Genomic DNA, 16,218 nt, shown 5'->3' with positions numbered 1-16,218 from the left:
TCCTATTGCACGTCCTGCTAGCGGACAAGCACCTTCTTCGCGCCGAAGCCGTCAACCTTCACTAGGTAGGCGCCGCTCTTCACCGAGGAAAGATCCACCGTAGCATAGCCGGCAACGAGCGCACCCGATGTCACCTTCGCACCGTCAAGCCCAACTACAGTAACAGCCGCCGACTTCGCGTTCGCCGCATTCACCGTAAGTGTACGGCCAGCAAGTTTCACATCAAAGCCTGTCGAAACAGCAACTGTACGCTTGATGGATACGGGCAACTGAATCTTTTCCGCCTTCTCGTCGTAGCGGGTCGCAAGCGCCATCAGATACCAGGTGCTATGCGGAAGCCACTGTTCAATCCAACGCCAGTTGTTCCAAGGTTCCAAAGAAGAGAATCCCACATAGGCAACGCCGTCGTCGTCCCAGGCAATCCCCGAGCCATCCGTATTCTTGCCCGTAATGCCGTTCGCGATACCGCCCTTGAGCGTTGCATCGTACTCGGACTGACCGTTGTACACCTCAGGATTTTTCTTACCAATACCGTTCATCATGCATGTTGCATACGGGTTCTTACCCAGAATCCAGTCAAGCTGGTCGGCAGCATATTTTTGCACGCTATCAGCGACAGTCCCATTCAAAGCACGGTCGGCATATACCGCAGCCGCGGCAAGGCTTGCAATACGAGCGTCCTCACCCTGCCACCAGTAGTCACTCTCGTTGTCGTGCGGAATAAAGAAGCCATCCTTGATAGCGTTGTTCGTCTTGTATGTCTGGCGGGCATAGCCGAACGGATTTTCAACCTTGTTCGTAATAGAAACCAACCAGTTGTAATGCCTTTCAATAGCATTAAGGACATCCATCAAAAGCATATTGTGGCAAGCGCAACTAAGGCAGTCCGGGCATCCCCAGATATCTAGATCATTGTTATCGTCGGCCATTTTAACCGCGGATTCAATTTCCGCGAAACGGACTAGAGCTACCAGCGGAAGCCCCGCATCGCTCGCATGCCAGAACGGGCGCGTCTTCGCGTCGTCGCTCCAGAAATAGCCATCTCTGCTCAAGCGGTTAGAAAGGTTCTGAGCGCGGTCACGGGCTGCCATGCGGTAATCCCTTTTCCCTGTTGCCACATAAAGTTCAGTCGCCGCAAGGAGAGCCGTATAGTCGTCGATGATATTCTCCTTGCCATCGTCGCAATAGGCACAGGACTTACCGATACCCTGCTTTTCGGACAAGTGAGCGAATGCCTTCTCGGCTGCGGCAAGATACTGTTCGCTGGTGTAGTCTCCCTTCGCACCGAGTTTCGACACACGCGCAAGGCCTGCAATCGCCATGCCACCGCCTTCACGGAATGCAGTCTGGTAATCGGCACTCTTTATGCCGTCGGAACCCTTGAACGCGCAGAGTTCGCGCCTGTCCATCGGGTTACCCCACTTGTCGAACACCGTCATGTAGAAGAATCCCTGGTCGTCGAGCATGCGCACCAGGAAATCCGCACCATAGGCTGCTTCAGCAGAGGTTTTCGCCTTGCTAGAGGTAGAACTGAGCAGAGTCGGAATACGTTCCGCCGTAAAGGCAAGCGCCCACACCGTCAGCGGAATCTGCTGCGGGTTCAGGTAGTTCGCATAGGAAAGGTGCGAAAGGTACTTGCTCACGTCGCCGCTGGCATCGTACCAGCCGCCGTGGACATCACGCGTGGCACCGCTCCCGTACACAGGCAAGTTCTTGTCTTCCCTCACGATATTTTCGTTCACCGCACGGTCATCGTAGAAATAGTCGAGAACCATACCGAGCGTCTTTTGCGCGAGAGCCTTGTCGCCGATAAAGAACTTCTGCGAGCTCGACGGGCTACCCGCAGTCACCTCCACATGGAAGCTGCCCGAATACGCAGGCTTGTCCGCCAGTTTAATGGTGTAGTACTTACCGCTCTTAGCCCAATTGTCCGGATCTTCGCCCTTGTCGAACTTGCCAGAAGCAACGGAAGCCCCAGTCATGTCGCCATCCGGATCATACCAGAGGGTCCACGAGGCCCCTTCGAGGTTGTCGGTGCTGCGGACCACGATGGAAATAGGCTGATCAGAATCGTAACCCGCCTCGTTGAAATAGAAGACGTTCTCAGCAAAGGAGGGTACAGAGAAAGCCACGGCACCGAGAACGGCCATGGCGGGGAATTTCTTGATAAAAGGGTTCTTCTTCATATTCCCAAATTTAAATTAAGAGTCGCAAAAACGAGTGTAAACAATTATATAGGCTTCGCACAGGTGACAAAAAACACGAAAAAAAACATTATTTGTACGAATCTAGCTCCTTGTTAGTTGCCTTAATAAAGAGGATTTTAAAAATCGTTGCAAAGTAGGGAATGTTCGTCCGCATTTTTTTATCTTGTAACGAGGAATTTCTCGTTTAATATTGCGTTGAAGGAAGATGAAATCATGAAATTCTGGGCGTTGTTTTTGACTTTGGCCTGCTCGGTTCTTTCTTGGGCGGATTGCCATACCCTTGATCTGTCTGTAGTGATTACGAAGGATTTTATGTTCATCGGTGCCAAGGGCGGTTTTTCTCCCAATATTTTCTATACGACGATGACCGACCAGTATGGAACCCGTTACGTGACGCTCCATCGCGAAAGCGAGGACGACCCTGGCCGCATCATGTGGGCGCTGTACTCCGAAAAGAATGGAACGCTCGATACCGTAATTACCGATAAGAGCCATAAGATGTATACGGCCGTAGGCCTTGGCGAAGGCGGAAAAAATCCTCCGCCGAAAAAAAGTTTTAAGTATCGTGGAAAAGGTGGCGTTGTTGCTCCTTTGTCTGCACTTGATGAAGTTGCTTGGAATCTGGTTGAATTCCGCAAGCAGGGCGAATACCGTGCCGATACGAATGATGTTTTGCTCGGTGTGGAGTCGGAGGAAGATAGAGATGTTTTTCTCCAAAAAATTCGTTCTTACAGGCCCTTGGTGCAGGCTGCAAAAAAATTCGGTTTTACTTATTTTAGCTTTGCTGTGTCGGGTGAGATTGGTTCGAATTTTGGTGATTTGACAAAATTATCCCAAGACATGTTTGATGCGGTGGAACTTAAAATGCCACCCCAGGAAGAGGTGAAAAAACATCAGAGATGCTCTTGCGTCGTTGGGCGTGAAAATAAAACTCTAAGAGCCGTAATATTTGAAAATGACAATCGAGATACGATGAGCAGGGACTCGAAGGAAGTAAACACCCCTCATAATAGGGGAGTAATACAAATTCTTAAAGGTAATTAGTTGTAAAAAGAGCCCTCTTTGAGAAGTAAATGCAAAAAAAGGACCCCTCTGAGAGGGGTCCTAGAGCGGCGGACCGGGATCGAACCGGCAACCATTAGCTTGGAAGGCTAAGGCTCTACCATTGAGCTACCGCCGCAATTTAGCCCAAATGTACTAAAAAAGGGCCATTTTATAAAGGGGTCAGGCGAAAACTATTGGAAAATTTTTTAAAACTTGCTAAATTTTCGCCCACATTAACAATCATACCCAAGGAGTATACTTGTTCCCTAATCCGCGCGATCGTCGCATGCCCAACCGTCCCAGCGATGGGACCCGTACCAACGAAGATATCCATATCTCCCCGATTCGTCTCGTGAAGGAAGATGGCGAGGCCATTATTATCGAGACGAGCAAGGCATTGCAGATGGCAAAGGACGCCGGACTGGACCTGGTGGAAGTGTCTCCGAATGCAAAACCGCCTGTATGCCGCATCATCAACTACGGCAAGTACAAGTTCGAGCAGGTCAAGAAGGCCAAGGCCGCCAAGGCCAAGCAGCACGTGGTGAAGCTGAAAGAAATCAAGATGCACCCGAAGACTGCCGAGAACGACTACCAGTACAGGATCAAGCAGGCCGGCGAGTTCTTGCAGGACGGTATGAAGGTGAAGCTTATCATGCAGTTCCGTGGGCGCGAGATGGCGCACATGGACTACGGCAAGCGCCTGATGGAACGCGCCAAGGAAGACTTGGCTCCGTTTGGCGATTTGGAAATGGACTCTAGGGTCGAAGGCAACACTATGCTTTCTATCTACGGTCCTAAACGTGGTGCAGGTTCTGCCAAAAAGCAGGACCAGGCACCGAAGCCCGCAACCGAGCCCATGGCAGCAGGTGAGGCTTAACATTAACCTAACGAGGTAAAAATGCCTAAAATGAAAACACACAGCGGTGCTAAGAAGCGCTTCCGCCTGACTGGTTCCGGCCATGTCAAGTTCAAGCGCGCTGGTATGCGCCACATTCAAGCCAAGATGACCACCAAGCGTAAGCGCAACCTTCGTAAGGGCGCTCTCGTCAAGAAGGTCGACACCTATCACGTCAAGCGTCTGCTTGTAGTAGCATAAGGAGAGTAAGAATGCCACGCGCTAAAACCAGAGTTCCTTCCCGCGAACGCCGCAAAAAAATCCTCAAGGCCGCCAAGGGCTTCTACGGCCGTCGCAAGTCGAACCTTCGCCTTGCCATCGACGCAGTCGCCCATGCTGGTCAGTATGCCTATGCTCACCGCCGTGACAAGAAGGGCACGTTCCGCTCCCTGTGGATCGTCCGCCTCAATGCCGCCGTCCGTGAACACGGCATCAGCTACAGCCAGTTCATTTACAAGCTTTCCAAGGCCGGTATCCAGATGAACCGCAAGGTTCTTGCTGATATGGCCGTCGCCGATCCTGAAGCATTCGCCAAGGTCGTCGAAGTCGTGAAGGCTGCCTAATTAGCTGACTTAGCGAAAACGCGAGAAATTGTCCCCTGCCGGTAAAACGGCGGGGGACTTTTTATATATCGCTCGTTCGGCGTCTATGGTGCTGAACTTCCGGTTTCTCACTCGCTCTCGCAGCCACGACTAGTTAATACTAGTCGCTTGCTGCTCACGGCTCCTTGCGAGTGGGGCGTTTTTTAGAAGAAGTCAACCGGCAGTTCGGTCTTCTTGCGGCCGGCGGGTTCGATGACTGCGGCCGAGAATTTCGCTGCATTGAATAGTTTATTCGTAGTCGCGACGACTTCGTCTTCGGTCATGGTGCGGATAATCTTTTCAGAGTGTTCCATCGTGTGGAATTCCCCGAGGTGCAGCATCTGTTCCGCCATGCGGACCACGCGCTTCTCGGGGCTATCGGCACCGAGGTACATCCCGCCCAGAATGTTCGTCTTGGTGCGTTCGAATTCGCCCTTGTTGAACCCGCGCTTCAGGAAGTTGCGGGTCTCGTTCAACGAAAGCTCGAGGGCAGTATTCAGCTGGTGCGGCTCGGTCGCAAGCGATACACCCCAGTCGGTGCAGTCGCGGTAGATGTCCGCAGTGGAATACACGGAGTAAGCAAGTCCCTTGTCTTCACGAATCTTCTGGAAGAGGCGGCTTGCCATGCCGGCTCCCATCGCGACGTTGAAGAGCGAGAGGGCGCAGCGCCCGCGCTCGTCCATCAGGTTGCGGTCAAAACTCAGACCCCAGAAGAGGTTCGACTGCGCGATGTCCTGCTTCTGCACGACCTTCACGCTGTTGTGTGCCCTGTAGGTGTCTGCGGGCAACACGCCGGAGCATTTTTTCTGCGCGAACTTTTCCGCACAAAGTTGCACGAGTTCCTCGTGGTCCACCTTCCCCGAGGCACAGATGAGAAGCGGGATTTCGCTCGTGACCTGCTCCCTGTACTTGAGCATCTGCTTGTGCGTAAGCGATTTCACCTGCTTGATATTGCCGGTGATGGAATGCGCAATGCCGCAACCCTTGAAGTGGATGGCGTTGAACACGTCGCCCACGATTTCTTCGGGAATATCGTCGTAGCTGTGAATTTCCTCGATGATAACGCGGCGTTCCTTTTCCATCTCCTTCTTGTCCATGCGAGGGTGCATGAGCATGTCGGCAATCACGTCGACGGCGAGCGGAAGGTGGCTACGTTCAATCTGCGCGTAGAACCCGGTTTCCTGCCTCGTGGTGTAGGCTTCCAGGTTCCCGCCCTTGTCCTCGATGGAGCGAGCTATCTCGAGAGCCGTGCGGTTCTCGGTTCCCTTGAAAACAAGGTGCTCATAGAAATGGCTCAGTCCGTATTCGTCCTTCGCCTCGTGGCGGGACCCGCGCGGGATCCACACCCCCATCGCGACGGAATATGCGTGCGGCATGTAGTCGGTTAGAATGGTAATGCCGTTATCGAGAACGGTCTTCTTTACAAGTTGCTTCATGTTGATTATCAAATTCTGCGGCTCAATTTAATAAAAACAGATGTTGCGTTTTTCCGGCGCATGAAAAAACGCCGCCCTATGGCAGCGTTTCTCGTAAAAGGTCTGTCGCCAAAACTCGCCTTACTTATAGTACACGCAGTTCGTGGTACTGCTTCCAAAACACTGCTTCTGCATGCCGTCGACGCTGTTCACCACGCGGGGCTGACCCACGTTCGATACCATCTTGCTTCCGCTGAAGCTCGGCTTGAACGCGATATCCGATGTGCCGTAGTAGTTGTCGGCGGTAAAGTTCACGCTGTACTGCGTGCCTTCTTCGGAATTGTTCGTGCCGAAGCCAAGAAGCTTGCCGCCCGTGATGCTCGTGGAACCGTCGGAGTCGACCATGCCTCCCATGCCGCCGTTCATGCGGCATTCGATGACGACGACTCCTCCGGATATGTCGATGTCGCCGTTGCTGTCGAGTCCGTCGGTGTCGCCCGTGCCCACGTAGATGTAATGGAAACCGCCGGTCACCTTGGCCTTGCTCCCGTCGCTGCTGCCGAATCCTCCGCCCCAGCCGCCCTGGTTGCCGCCGGTAGAGGTGCTCGTTCCGCCGGCCGCGTTCCAGCCGTCGTTGGTGGTCACGACGCTCGTGACGCCGCCTTCGAAATTCATCTCGGCACCTTCCATGCCTTCGTAAGCCATCGTGACTTCCACGGTGCCGCCCTTGATGGTCAATGCCTTTTCGGAGAGCAAGCCATCATCATCTGTCTTCACGCTCGCGAAGCCGCCGTTCACGGTAAGGTTGCCATCGCTGTGGATGCCGTCGTCGTGGCTGTCGATGTCAATCTTGCCTGCTTCGATGACGATATTCGAGTCGGCCTTGATGCCCTTCATGCTGGAGTCGGGAGAGCAGGAGTTGCCTCCGCCGAATCCGCCTCCGGGGAATCCACCGCCCATGCCGCCGCGGCCGCCTTGGCCACCGGTGCTGTTGCCGAGGCAGGTCTGGCCACCACCCGCCGTAATCTTGATGGTCGGCTCGTCGGTAGTTTCACCCTTGGTCACCTGCACAGTGTTGCTTGCACTGATGCCATCGAATGCCGACGTGATGGTAATGGTGCCGCCCGCAATCTTCACAAGGCCCTTGCCTTCGGCAAGCTTAGTGACGTCGTCCTCGTCGCTCTTGATGCCGTCTCCGCTGGCGTTGACGGTGATGTTTCCGCCGTTGATGGTGAGCGAGGCCTTGCCCTTGATGCCGCAGTTCTGCGCGGTAACATTCAGCGTACCGGTGCTCTTCTTGATCTTGAGGTCGTTGCTCGTGTGGATGCCGTTGTTGTAGTTTGCCTTCACGGTGAGACTGCCGCTACCCTTGATGCTCAGGTCGTCTTTTGCGTAGATGACCGCCTTCGCGGTATCGGCCTTGCCGTTATAGGTATGTACCTGTGTGCGGGTCGAACCGTCTTCGAGCGAGTTCGTGGTGCCCTTTACCAGGTGGAGTTCCGCCTTCTCGGCGTTCTGCACGTAGATGGGAGCGTCGCTGCTCTTGAGCGAGACACCGTTCAAGAAGAGGTCTACCTTGCCGGTGTCGGTCGTAGCGGTACTTACGATAACCTGGTAATTACTTGCCTCACCCTGCAGGTAGTAGTTGCCGGAGCACTTGACCGTAATTGCATTTGCCGCCTTCTCGAGACATCCGTTGTCATTGGTAACAGTTGCGTCGGTGGCGTTGAATATGATGGTCGTCTCGGAACCATCGAGTGCAACCACGTCATCTTCTTCGGTGTCGGCACTTTCTCCGTTGCCACCGGGAGTGATGTTCGCGCTGCTTACGGGTAAGACGTTGGAACTGGATGATTCAATAAGATCAGGTGGCGTTTTGACAAGCGACGTGTCAAACGGATCCAGGTTAGTCGACGACGTAATATCGCCTGGCATGATGCTGCTGGAACTATCAACGGAGCCTTCGCCAGGAACGCCTTCGGGTACGGTAACGCCGGAATCGTCGCCGCAGGCGATTAGCATTGCAGACGCAATCCCGAACGGAATCAAATAAGGAAATTTCATAACATCCCACCTTTTTTATTGTAATATACAATAAACCTCTATTTCAAGGAAGGTGTCGCAATTTGCTTGCGTACGCCCCTTCGGCTCCGTTCCGCGATCCGAAACAAGCTGTTTTAGGGTATTGGGGGGATTTGTCCCGAAAAAGGATTACACTCTGCCGAATCGCCTTGTCTTGCGGAAGGGCTTGTCGCCGAAACTGCGCTCATCGTGGTCCTTGCGGAACGGACGGTCTTCGCGGTCCTTGTGGAACTTGCGGTCGCCGAACATCTTTTCGCGACGCGCCTTGCGGTTCTCGAAAGGCTTGCCGCCTTCAAACTTGCGATCGCGATGGAACCCGCGGCGGCCTTCCCTGCTTTCGCGCGGGCCTGCGGGCGGTTCGTCAGTCATCAGACGGAACTTGGAATCGTTCCCGCGGATTGTCATCCCGGAGAGAATGTCAAGAACTTCCTGCGGGAGCGTCTCGGGCAATTCGACGGTACTGAACCTGTCGAAGAGTTTGATGCGCCCGATGTTGCTGCTGCTGATGTTGCCTTCGCCGGCGATGGCGCCCACGATATCCTTCGGGGTCACGCGGTCCATTCGGCCTACGCCCATGTAGTAGCGCAGGAACCCTTCTTCCACACCGTTGCTGCCTTCCTTGCGTTCCTTGCGCAAGCGGCTCCTTTCTTCACCGGTGAATTCGCCTCCGGACTTTTCGTCACGACCGAGGAAATCCCTGCCGCCCAACTTCTTCTCGCGCCTTTCCTTCGGCGTATCGAGCGGGGCAAGTTCCGGGAACAGCGGCTGCTTTTTCTGGTACATCTTGATGACTGCCGCAGCGACGTCTTCGGCAGTCATTTCGCGCACGGAGCCGTCTTCAAGCACCACGCCGTTTTCCATGTTGCAGCCTTCTTCGACCATCGCACGGACAAGGGCCTTGAACTTGTCGAGTTCGCCGTAGCTCACGACGCTCTTGACCTTGTTCTTGAAAGCCGTAACGCGCTTTTCGCTAATTTGTTCGGAAGTCGGCATCGCCATTGCTTCGATAGGCTGGCGAGTAGCCTTCTCGATGGTCTTCAGCAGGCGGCGTTCACGCGGGGTAATGAACAAGATAGCGTTTCCGCTCCTGCCGGCACGGCCCGTACGGCCAATACGGTGTACGTACGATTCCGTATCGTAGGGAATGTCGTAGTTCACCACCAGCGAGATGCGGTCCACGTCGATACCGCGGGCGGCAACATCCGTCGCGACGACGATATCGAGTTTGCCCATCTTGAGACGATTGATGGTGCGTTCGCGCATGGACTGCGCAAGGTCGCCGTTGAGCGGGGCCACATTGAACCCGCGGCTTTCGAGCTTCTCGGCAACTTCGGTGGTATTCTGCTTGGTACGCACGAATATCAGCACGCCGTCAAAATCTTCTCCTTCGAGCACGCGAGCCAAGGCCTCGATCTTGTACTCGCTTTTAACCAGCAAGAAACGCTGACGGATATTTTCTACCGTCGTCGTCTTGCCCTCGATACGGGCTTCCTCGTATTCACCGAGGTGCTGGTCAATAATCTTCTTCACGTCGGCCGGCATGGTCGCACTGAAAAGGGCGCGCTGGGCATCCGCCGGAATTTCCTTCAGGATGGTTTCCACGTCTTCCATGAATCCCATGTCGAGCATTTCATCGGCTTCGTCAAGCACGATGGCCTTCACGCCGGAGAGCACGATGGAACCGCGCTTGATATGGTCGATAAGGCGGCCCGGAGTAGCGACGATGATGTTCGCCTGGCGCTTGAGCGCACGCATCTGGATGGCGATGTCCTGCCCGCCGTAAACCGGAACCACGTGGACCTTCGGCATCTTGACCGCATACTGCTGGATCGCTTCGGCCACCTGAATGGCAAGTTCGCGAGTCGGCGTCAGCACGAGCATTGATGTCTCATGCCCGTTGAACTGCAGCCTGGAAAGGAGCGGCAGCGAGAACGCGGCCGTCTTTCCCGTACCTGTCTGCGCCGTACCGAGCAGGTTCGCCCCCTGTAGCAGGGCCGGAATCGCCTTCGCCTGAATCGGGGACGGAGTCTCGTAGCCCGCCTTCTTCACCGCCTCGAGCACCTCGGGAATAAGTCCCAGGTCGTCGAACGTGACGAGCGGTTCATCGGCACCTTCTTCGGAATCCAAGGCCGCCGAGTTCGCCGAAGCGTCGTCGGCAGTGACATCGGCACCCGCTTCTACAGGTTCTTCGGACTGCACCTCTGCAGGCACCTCCGCTTCGGCACTTTCTGCACAGTCCTTCTTCGACTCGGCGTATTCCTTGTCGTTTTCTTCGGCGGGATCCTCTTCAACATCTTCCTGTTCGACTTCGCCTTCTTCAAATTCGACCTTCGTGCCGACCTCGATGGCGGATTTCGGGCCCTTCCTGAGCACGTCACCTTCTTCGTCAACAACAACGCCATTCGGATTTAGCGCGAAAAACGCGGCTTCGTCAGCCTCGTCTTCGTCGGCACCGCTGGCAATGGCATCTAGGAACGCGCCCGCTTCGCGAGCAATTTTGGATTTCGGGTCAATACCCTCTTCAGGGATACGTTCTTCGGTATCTTTCGACATAGTTCACCTTCAGGACCCGTAAACTTCATCTGCGGCCCATGCCGCACTATCGTAAGAAAAGCCCCGGAGCGCACTCGCACTCATAAACCTGAAGTCTGTCTGGATCCGCTTGATTGGATTTGGCGCCAAATGTAGAAATAAGCACCTACGAAAACAAGGGTGGATATACACGCCCTCTTCGAGGGTTCGTTCTACTAGCCTATTGAAACAAAAACGAGGCTTTGCAGCCTCGTTTTCGTTTCAAGGAGAGAGAGGGATTCGAACCCTCGGACCTGTGACAGTCTCCGGATTTCGAGACCGGCCCAATCGACCACTCTGGCATCTCTCCAAGGTTCGCATAATGTAGTAAAGTTTTGCCGTTTTGTCTAGACTACACGAACTTGCTCTAGAACGCCTGGTATATCTGGAATATCGCAAGAATCTTCCCGATAATCGCCGGAATTCCAGGGCACAGGAAGCAAAGGATTACGCGGGTCACGCGGTTCTTCCACCAGCGCTTCACCTGCCAGATGTCGTCGGAAAGCGTTTCCATCTCGGACACTCGCGGCGGGCGCATGTACACCTGCGTTAGCGCCGTAAAGAACCCGACCCCGATAAGCGGAGTAAGTCCCGTAAACGGAGCGACCAGCAGAGCCACAAGAATCGTGACCGGATGCCCGCCCGCAATAATCGTACCGAGCATGGCGCCGCCGCCCGTAAGCATCGCCCACTGCAGGCTCAGTTCGCCCGCCTTCTCGACGCCCGCCTTGTACCCCACGAAAATAATGCTTGCGACAATCGCGAGCGGGATGGCCCACCCGATAATCTTCCAGATGGGAGCGCCCTTCGGGATAACCGAGATAGATTCCTCGCTCGGGAGTTCCTTGTTCTCGCTAATGACGGAGGCGATGCCCTTCACGTGGCCTGCACCGACGACCGCCACGACCTTCTTGCCCGGAGCGTTCCTGATCTTGCTTGCGAGGAACTGGTCTCGTTCGTCGATAAGCACCTGCTTCACCTCGGGGAAGCTCTTCCCGAATTCCTGCATCATGGAGCTGAGGGCGTCCTGCTCCTTGATTTTCGCGAGTTCCTCCTCGCTAATCTTCGTCTTGTCGAAAATGCTCGCGAACAGCCCGCCCAGCAGGCTGAACTTGCGGTACCACGGTGTACACGCCCACGTGCGCTTGAGGGTTATCTTGATATCGCGGTCCGCCAGTACCACCGGGATGTTCTTCTCGCCAGAGACATCGACTGCCTCCTTGAGTTCGGAACCCGGTTTCACGCCGGTCTGCTCACCCATCCTCTTCTGGTACGACCCAAGCACGAGGTTCGCAATCAGTGTTGCGAGCTGCTTCTTCTTGATGACCTCCTTCAGGTCGGTCTTTTTCCAGCGGTCCGGATCTTGGATGGATTTCGCACGTCCTTCGTCAAGTTCGACACAGACCGTATCGGGGTTCTCCGCCTCGATGGTTTCACGCACTAGTTCCTTGGACGCCTTCGATATGTGGGCTGTCCCAATAAGGATAATTTCACGACCATCCGGAGTGCCAATGCGGTAAATATCTGCGTTTTCGCTCATAATGAGCGAGAAAATAGAAAAAGTACCATAGGAAAAACGCCATAATTGCAATAATGGCACAGAGTTACGATAAAAATAGTCGTTTTTTTAGATAATTTCTGAAAAAATTGTTATATATTAGGAATGGGATAATTTTTTAAGGAGGTTTCTCCCTATGAAAAAGATTTTGATGGGTTTAGCATTCTCCGCATTCGCACTTATCGGTTGTGCCGGTACTTCGGACGATCCTGAGGCCCTGGACAACGCACTTGTCGGCTTTACATCCTGTGTGCAGGGTTCCCGCTGGCAGGAAGCCCTTGATTACGTAACTCCCGACGAAGCAAACCAGATTAGCCCCGACGGCTACGAATTCAAGCAGGAGTACCAGATTGCCGCACGTCGCCTGCCGCTTTCCACGCTGCGTAAGGCCGGCCTCCAGGTCGATGGCCGTGGCCGTCTCGTCGGCATCAAGGCCGCCATGGACGAAGCCAACGAACGCTACGTGATGTCCGAGGAACAGGCCAAGGTCGGCACGAACCTCGAAGAAATGGAAAAGAAGCACATCCAGCAGCGCCTGGAAGAAGGCCAGAAGATCCTCCAGGAAGAAGAACAGGAAGCCGAGCAGGAACAGCAGGTCGAAGTGTTCACCAACAAGCTGACCGACGAAGAAAAGCGCAAGTACGGCAGTACGCGCGACCTCCAGGCTCCCGAAGAGTTCCATGACGAGAACACCGAGGAAGCCGAAGAGAAGATTTTCAACGGTGACTACGAATCCGACTAATCTTCGCACCGTCTAGTTTTTTCCCCGGCCTCGGTCGGGGTATTTTTTTAGGTAAAGCATGAAATTCATAAAGGCCATACTGTTCGGAACCATTCTGTTCCTGGCTGCATGCGGTGACGGCTGGACCACGAGTTCGCCGGAAGCCGATGGCGCCCTGTTTTCGCGTTCGTACCGCTACTACTACGTAAAGGACTGTCGCTACGATTCGTTCGGGCTGTACGACTGCAGCTACGAGGAGTCGATAAGCCCCGCCTACACGGCCTCGCTCCGGATTGATTCCGATGGCCTCGCCACGCTCAACCTAGACGGCGGGTACAATTACTACTACACAGAAAGGCAGTATTCCCTAGGATACGACGACTACGGGAGCTATTACCACTTCATCGAAAACGACTGGGAAGTGTATTTCTACAAGGACGGTTCACAGATTGTAATCTGGGATACCCGCGAAAATACGGCCACCGTCTACCTCTACGAACTTGAGTACTAGGGCAAATAATTCTATATTTGCGCCCACTCATGAGTAGTTCTGAAAATTTTGTCATAGCCCTTGACGGCGGCTCCGGCACCGGAAAGAGCACGACCGCGAAAATCGTGGCCAAGACCCTGGGTATCACCTACCTCGACACGGGCGCCATGTACCGCGCGGTGACACTCGCCGCCCTCGACAAGGGACTGCCGGCCGAAGAAGGCCCCGCGATGGACGAACTTCTCTCCAACCTCACCCTCGGGTTCGACTCCGAAAACCACATCCTCATCAACGGCGTGTGCCGCGAAAGCGAAATCCGCGGGATGAAGGTGTCGAGCAACGTGAGCATCTACTGCGCCCTCCCCTCCGTCCGTGCCGCCATGACGGCGCAACAGCGCGAAATCGGCAAGAGGCAGAGCTGCATCCTGGATGGCCGCGACATCGGCACCGTCGTGTTCCCCGACGCAAAGTACAAGTTCTTCATGGTGACGGACGTGAAAGTCCGCGCTGAACGCCGCTACAAGGAACTCCTTGAAAAAGGCGAAAAAGTTACCCTGGAAGAAGTCCTCGAAAACCTGGTCGAACGCGACCGTCTGGATTCTTCCCGCGCGAACGCCCCGTTAAAGAAGGCGGACGACGCTATAGAAATTGACACTACACACATCTCAATCCAACAACAGGTCCAAAAGATTCTTGACTACGTAGGTGTAGTGGCGTAGCCTGAATCCTTTGTTCCACAACCCAATCTAAACAATATGTCTCAAAATCTCAAATTCGGAACCGCTGAAGATCTCGCCGAAATCCTTGCCGCCCAGGGTGAATGCTCCCCGGACTTCCGCAAGCAGAACGCCGACGTGTATGCCGGCATGGGCTGCCTCGAACAGGGCAAGCTCGTCATGGGCAAGATCAGCCAGGTCAACGACCAGGAAGTCCTGATCGACGTGAACTACAAGAGCGAAGGTGTTATCGACCGCGCTGAGTTCAAGGAATCTGACTCTCTCGAAATCGGTTCTGAAATCGAAGTGTTTGTCGAAAAGCTCGAAGATGAAGACGGCCGTCTCATCCTTTCGAAGCAGAAGGCCGACTTCGTGCGCGTGTGGGATCGCATCCACGCTGCATTCGAAAACAACGAAGTCGTGCGCGGCACGCTCACCAAGCGTATCAAGGGCGGTGTGGTTGTCGACCTGTTCGGCATCGACGCCTTCCTCCCGGGCTCCCAGATCGACCTCCGTCAGATCCCGGATATCAACGCCCTCATCGGTCAGGAATTCGACCTCAAGGTCATCAAGGTCAACAAGGCTCGCCGCAACATCGTCGTGTCTCGCCGCGTCGTTCTCGAAGAAGAACGCAACAAGCAGCGTGGCGACGTTCTCGAAACTCTCGAGAAGGGCCAGGTCCGCAAGGGCCTCGTCAAGAACATCACCGACTTCGGTGCGTTCATTGACCTCGGCGGCGTAGACGGCCTCCTCCACATCACCGACATGAGCTACAAGCGCATCAACCACCCGACCGAAATGGTCCAGCTCGGCCAGGAAGTCGAAGTCATGGTGCTCGACTTCAACGACAAGAAGGAACGCATTTCTCTCGGCATGAAGCAGCTCAAGCCGCATCCGTGGAAGGACATCGCCGAACGCTACCCCGAAGGCGCTATCGTCAAGGGCAAGGTCGTTTCCATCACCGATTACGGTGCATTCGTCGAACTGGATTCTGGCGTCGAAGGCCTCATCCACGTTTCCGAAATGTCCTGGACCCAGCACGGCAAGCACCCCTCCAAGATCCTCTCTGTGGGTCAGGAAGTGGAAGCCGTTGTGCTCAAGGTTGAAGAAGATGCCGAACGCATCTCTCTCGGCATGAAGCAGCTCGAAAGCGATCCGTGGGATTCCATCGAAACCGAACTTCCCCCGGGTGCCCGCGTGGTTGGCGAAATCCGCAACATCGCTTCCTTCGGCGCATTCGTCGAAATCAAGGAAGGTGTTGATGGCCTCATCCACGTCTCCGACATGTCCTGGACCAAGAAGATTACCCACCCGAACGAAATGGTCAAGAAGGGTGACAAGGTCGAATGCGTCGTGCTCGCTGTCGATAAGGAAAAGCGCCGCATTTCCCTCTCCATGAAGCACCTCACCGAAGACCCGTGGGATTCTATCGAAACCACGTACCCGGTTGATGCCGAAGTGAAGGGCAAGATCGTCCGTATGCTCGACCGCGGCGTCGTCGTTGAACTCAACGACGGTATCGAAGGCTTCATCCCGGTCTCCAAGCTCACCGCTGAATACATCAAGGTTCCGGCCGATGCATTCAAGGTTGGCGACGAAGTTCCGGCTGTTGTGACCGAGATCGACCAGAACAACCGCAAGATCTACCTCTCCGTGGTGGACTACTTCAAGAACCGCGAATCCGCTGAACTCAAGGCTTGGATGGACTCCCACAAGCCGGGTGAATCGGGCACGACGATTGGCGAAGCTACCGCTCCGAAGAAGAAGGCAACCAAGAAGAAGGCTGCTGAAAAGCCGGCCGAAGAAGCTGCCGCTGAAGAAGCCAAGTAAGTTGCCGTTGTGCACTCCGTAAGGAGTGCGGCAATCACTTGCAGCATTAAAAGTCCCGTGGGTAAAACCACGGGATTTTTCGTTCTATTTTTTATCGACAAATTACTG

The 16,218-nt window shown here is 54.6% G+C and carries 13 protein-coding genes and 2 tRNA genes; 8 read left to right on the top strand and 7 right to left on the bottom strand.

Features of this window, described 5'->3' with window-relative positions:
• Positions 1-17: 17 nt before the first annotated feature.
• Positions 18-2,186 (bottom strand): glycoside hydrolase family 9 protein, encoded by a 2,169-nt coding sequence (locus tag B7994_RS01890; RefSeq protein ID WP_233142937.1) that lies wholly within the window; start codon positions 2,184-2,186, stop codon positions 18-20.
• 234 nt (positions 2,187-2,420) lie between these two features.
• Here B7994_RS01890 and B7994_RS01885 point away from each other — a divergent pair, with 234 nt between their 5' ends.
• Positions 2,421-3,251, top strand: coding sequence for a hypothetical protein (locus B7994_RS01885; protein ID WP_144063704.1), 831 nt, complete (start codon positions 2,421-2,423; stop codon positions 3,249-3,251).
• 64 nt (positions 3,252-3,315) lie between these two features.
• Here B7994_RS01885 and B7994_RS01880 read toward each other — a convergent pair.
• Positions 3,316-3,387, bottom strand: a tRNA-Gly gene (locus B7994_RS01880).
• Between the two features lie 123 nt (positions 3,388-3,510).
• On the opposite strand from B7994_RS01880, the gene infC reads away from it, so the two are divergent.
• The 3 genes from infC to rplT are packed head-to-tail and all read left to right on the top strand — an operon-like array spanning position 3,511 to position 4,709.
• On the top strand, positions 3,511-4,128 hold the full coding sequence (gene infC / locus B7994_RS01875; protein ID WP_233142935.1) for a translation initiation factor IF-3: 618 nt from the start codon (positions 3,511-3,513) through the stop codon (positions 4,126-4,128).
• 21 nt (positions 4,129-4,149) lie between these two features.
• Entirely contained in the window at positions 4,150-4,347 is a 198-nt protein-coding gene (rpmI, locus tag B7994_RS01870) for a 50S ribosomal protein L35 (RefSeq protein WP_088636771.1), read from the top strand.
• 11 nt (positions 4,348-4,358) lie between these two features.
• Positions 4,359-4,709 carry a 50S ribosomal protein L20 gene (rplT, locus tag B7994_RS01865; RefSeq protein ID WP_088636770.1) on the top strand — a complete coding sequence of 117 codons (351 nt, stop codon included), beginning with the start codon at positions 4,359-4,361 and terminating at the stop codon, positions 4,707-4,709.
• A 182-nt stretch (positions 4,710-4,891) separates the two neighbouring features.
• Here rplT and B7994_RS01860 read toward each other — a convergent pair whose 3' ends face one another.
• The 5 genes from B7994_RS01860 to B7994_RS01840 form a co-directional block, all read right to left on the bottom strand.
• Entirely contained in the window at positions 4,892-6,163 is a 1,272-nt protein-coding gene (locus tag B7994_RS01860) for a pitrilysin family protein (RefSeq protein ID WP_088636769.1), read from the bottom strand.
• A gap of 120 nt (positions 6,164-6,283) precedes the next feature.
• Entirely contained in the window at positions 6,284-8,206 is a 1,923-nt protein-coding gene (locus B7994_RS01855) for a carbohydrate-binding domain-containing protein (protein ID WP_088636768.1), read from the bottom strand.
• Positions 8,207-8,353: 147 nt separating this feature from the next.
• Positions 8,354-10,777 (bottom strand): DEAD/DEAH box helicase, encoded by a 2,424-nt coding sequence (locus tag B7994_RS01850; protein ID WP_088636767.1) that lies wholly within the window; start codon positions 10,775-10,777, stop codon positions 8,354-8,356.
• A gap of 243 nt (positions 10,778-11,020) precedes the next feature.
• Positions 11,021-11,105, bottom strand: a tRNA-Ser gene (locus B7994_RS01845).
• 57 nt (positions 11,106-11,162) lie between these two features.
• Positions 11,163-12,335, bottom strand: a complete 1,173-nt coding sequence (locus B7994_RS01840; RefSeq protein WP_088637208.1) for a TraB/GumN family protein — start codon at positions 12,333-12,335, stop codon at positions 11,163-11,165.
• 154 nt (positions 12,336-12,489) lie between these two features.
• Here B7994_RS01840 and B7994_RS01835 point away from each other — a divergent pair, with 154 nt between their 5' ends.
• Genes B7994_RS01835 through rpsA form a run of 4 tightly spaced genes read left to right on the top strand, consistent with a single transcriptional unit; the run spans position 12,490 to position 16,110 of the window.
• Positions 12,490-13,095, top strand: a complete 606-nt coding sequence (locus tag B7994_RS01835) for a hypothetical protein (RefSeq protein ID WP_088636766.1) — start codon at positions 12,490-12,492, stop codon at positions 13,093-13,095.
• Between the two features lie 58 nt (positions 13,096-13,153).
• Positions 13,154-13,585 carry a hypothetical protein gene (locus B7994_RS01830; protein WP_088636765.1) on the top strand — a complete coding sequence of 144 codons (432 nt, stop codon included), beginning with the start codon at positions 13,154-13,156 and terminating at the stop codon, positions 13,583-13,585.
• Positions 13,586-13,614: 29 nt separating this feature from the next.
• Positions 13,615-14,283: a (d)CMP kinase gene (gene cmk, locus B7994_RS01825; protein WP_088636764.1), complete on the top strand. Its 669-nt coding sequence runs from the start codon at positions 13,615-13,617 to the stop codon at positions 14,281-14,283.
• Between the two features lie 36 nt (positions 14,284-14,319).
• Complete coding sequence (gene rpsA / locus B7994_RS01820) at positions 14,320-16,110, top strand: 30S ribosomal protein S1 (protein ID WP_088636763.1); 1,791 nt, start codon at positions 14,320-14,322, stop codon at positions 16,108-16,110.
• The last annotated feature ends 108 nt before the right edge of the window (positions 16,111-16,218 follow it).

The organism is Fibrobacter sp. UWR2, assembly GCF_002210285.1.
Lineage (GTDB): Bacteria > Fibrobacterota > Fibrobacteria > Fibrobacterales > Fibrobacteraceae > Fibrobacter.
This window is presented reverse-complemented; position numbering and strand designations above follow the sequence as displayed.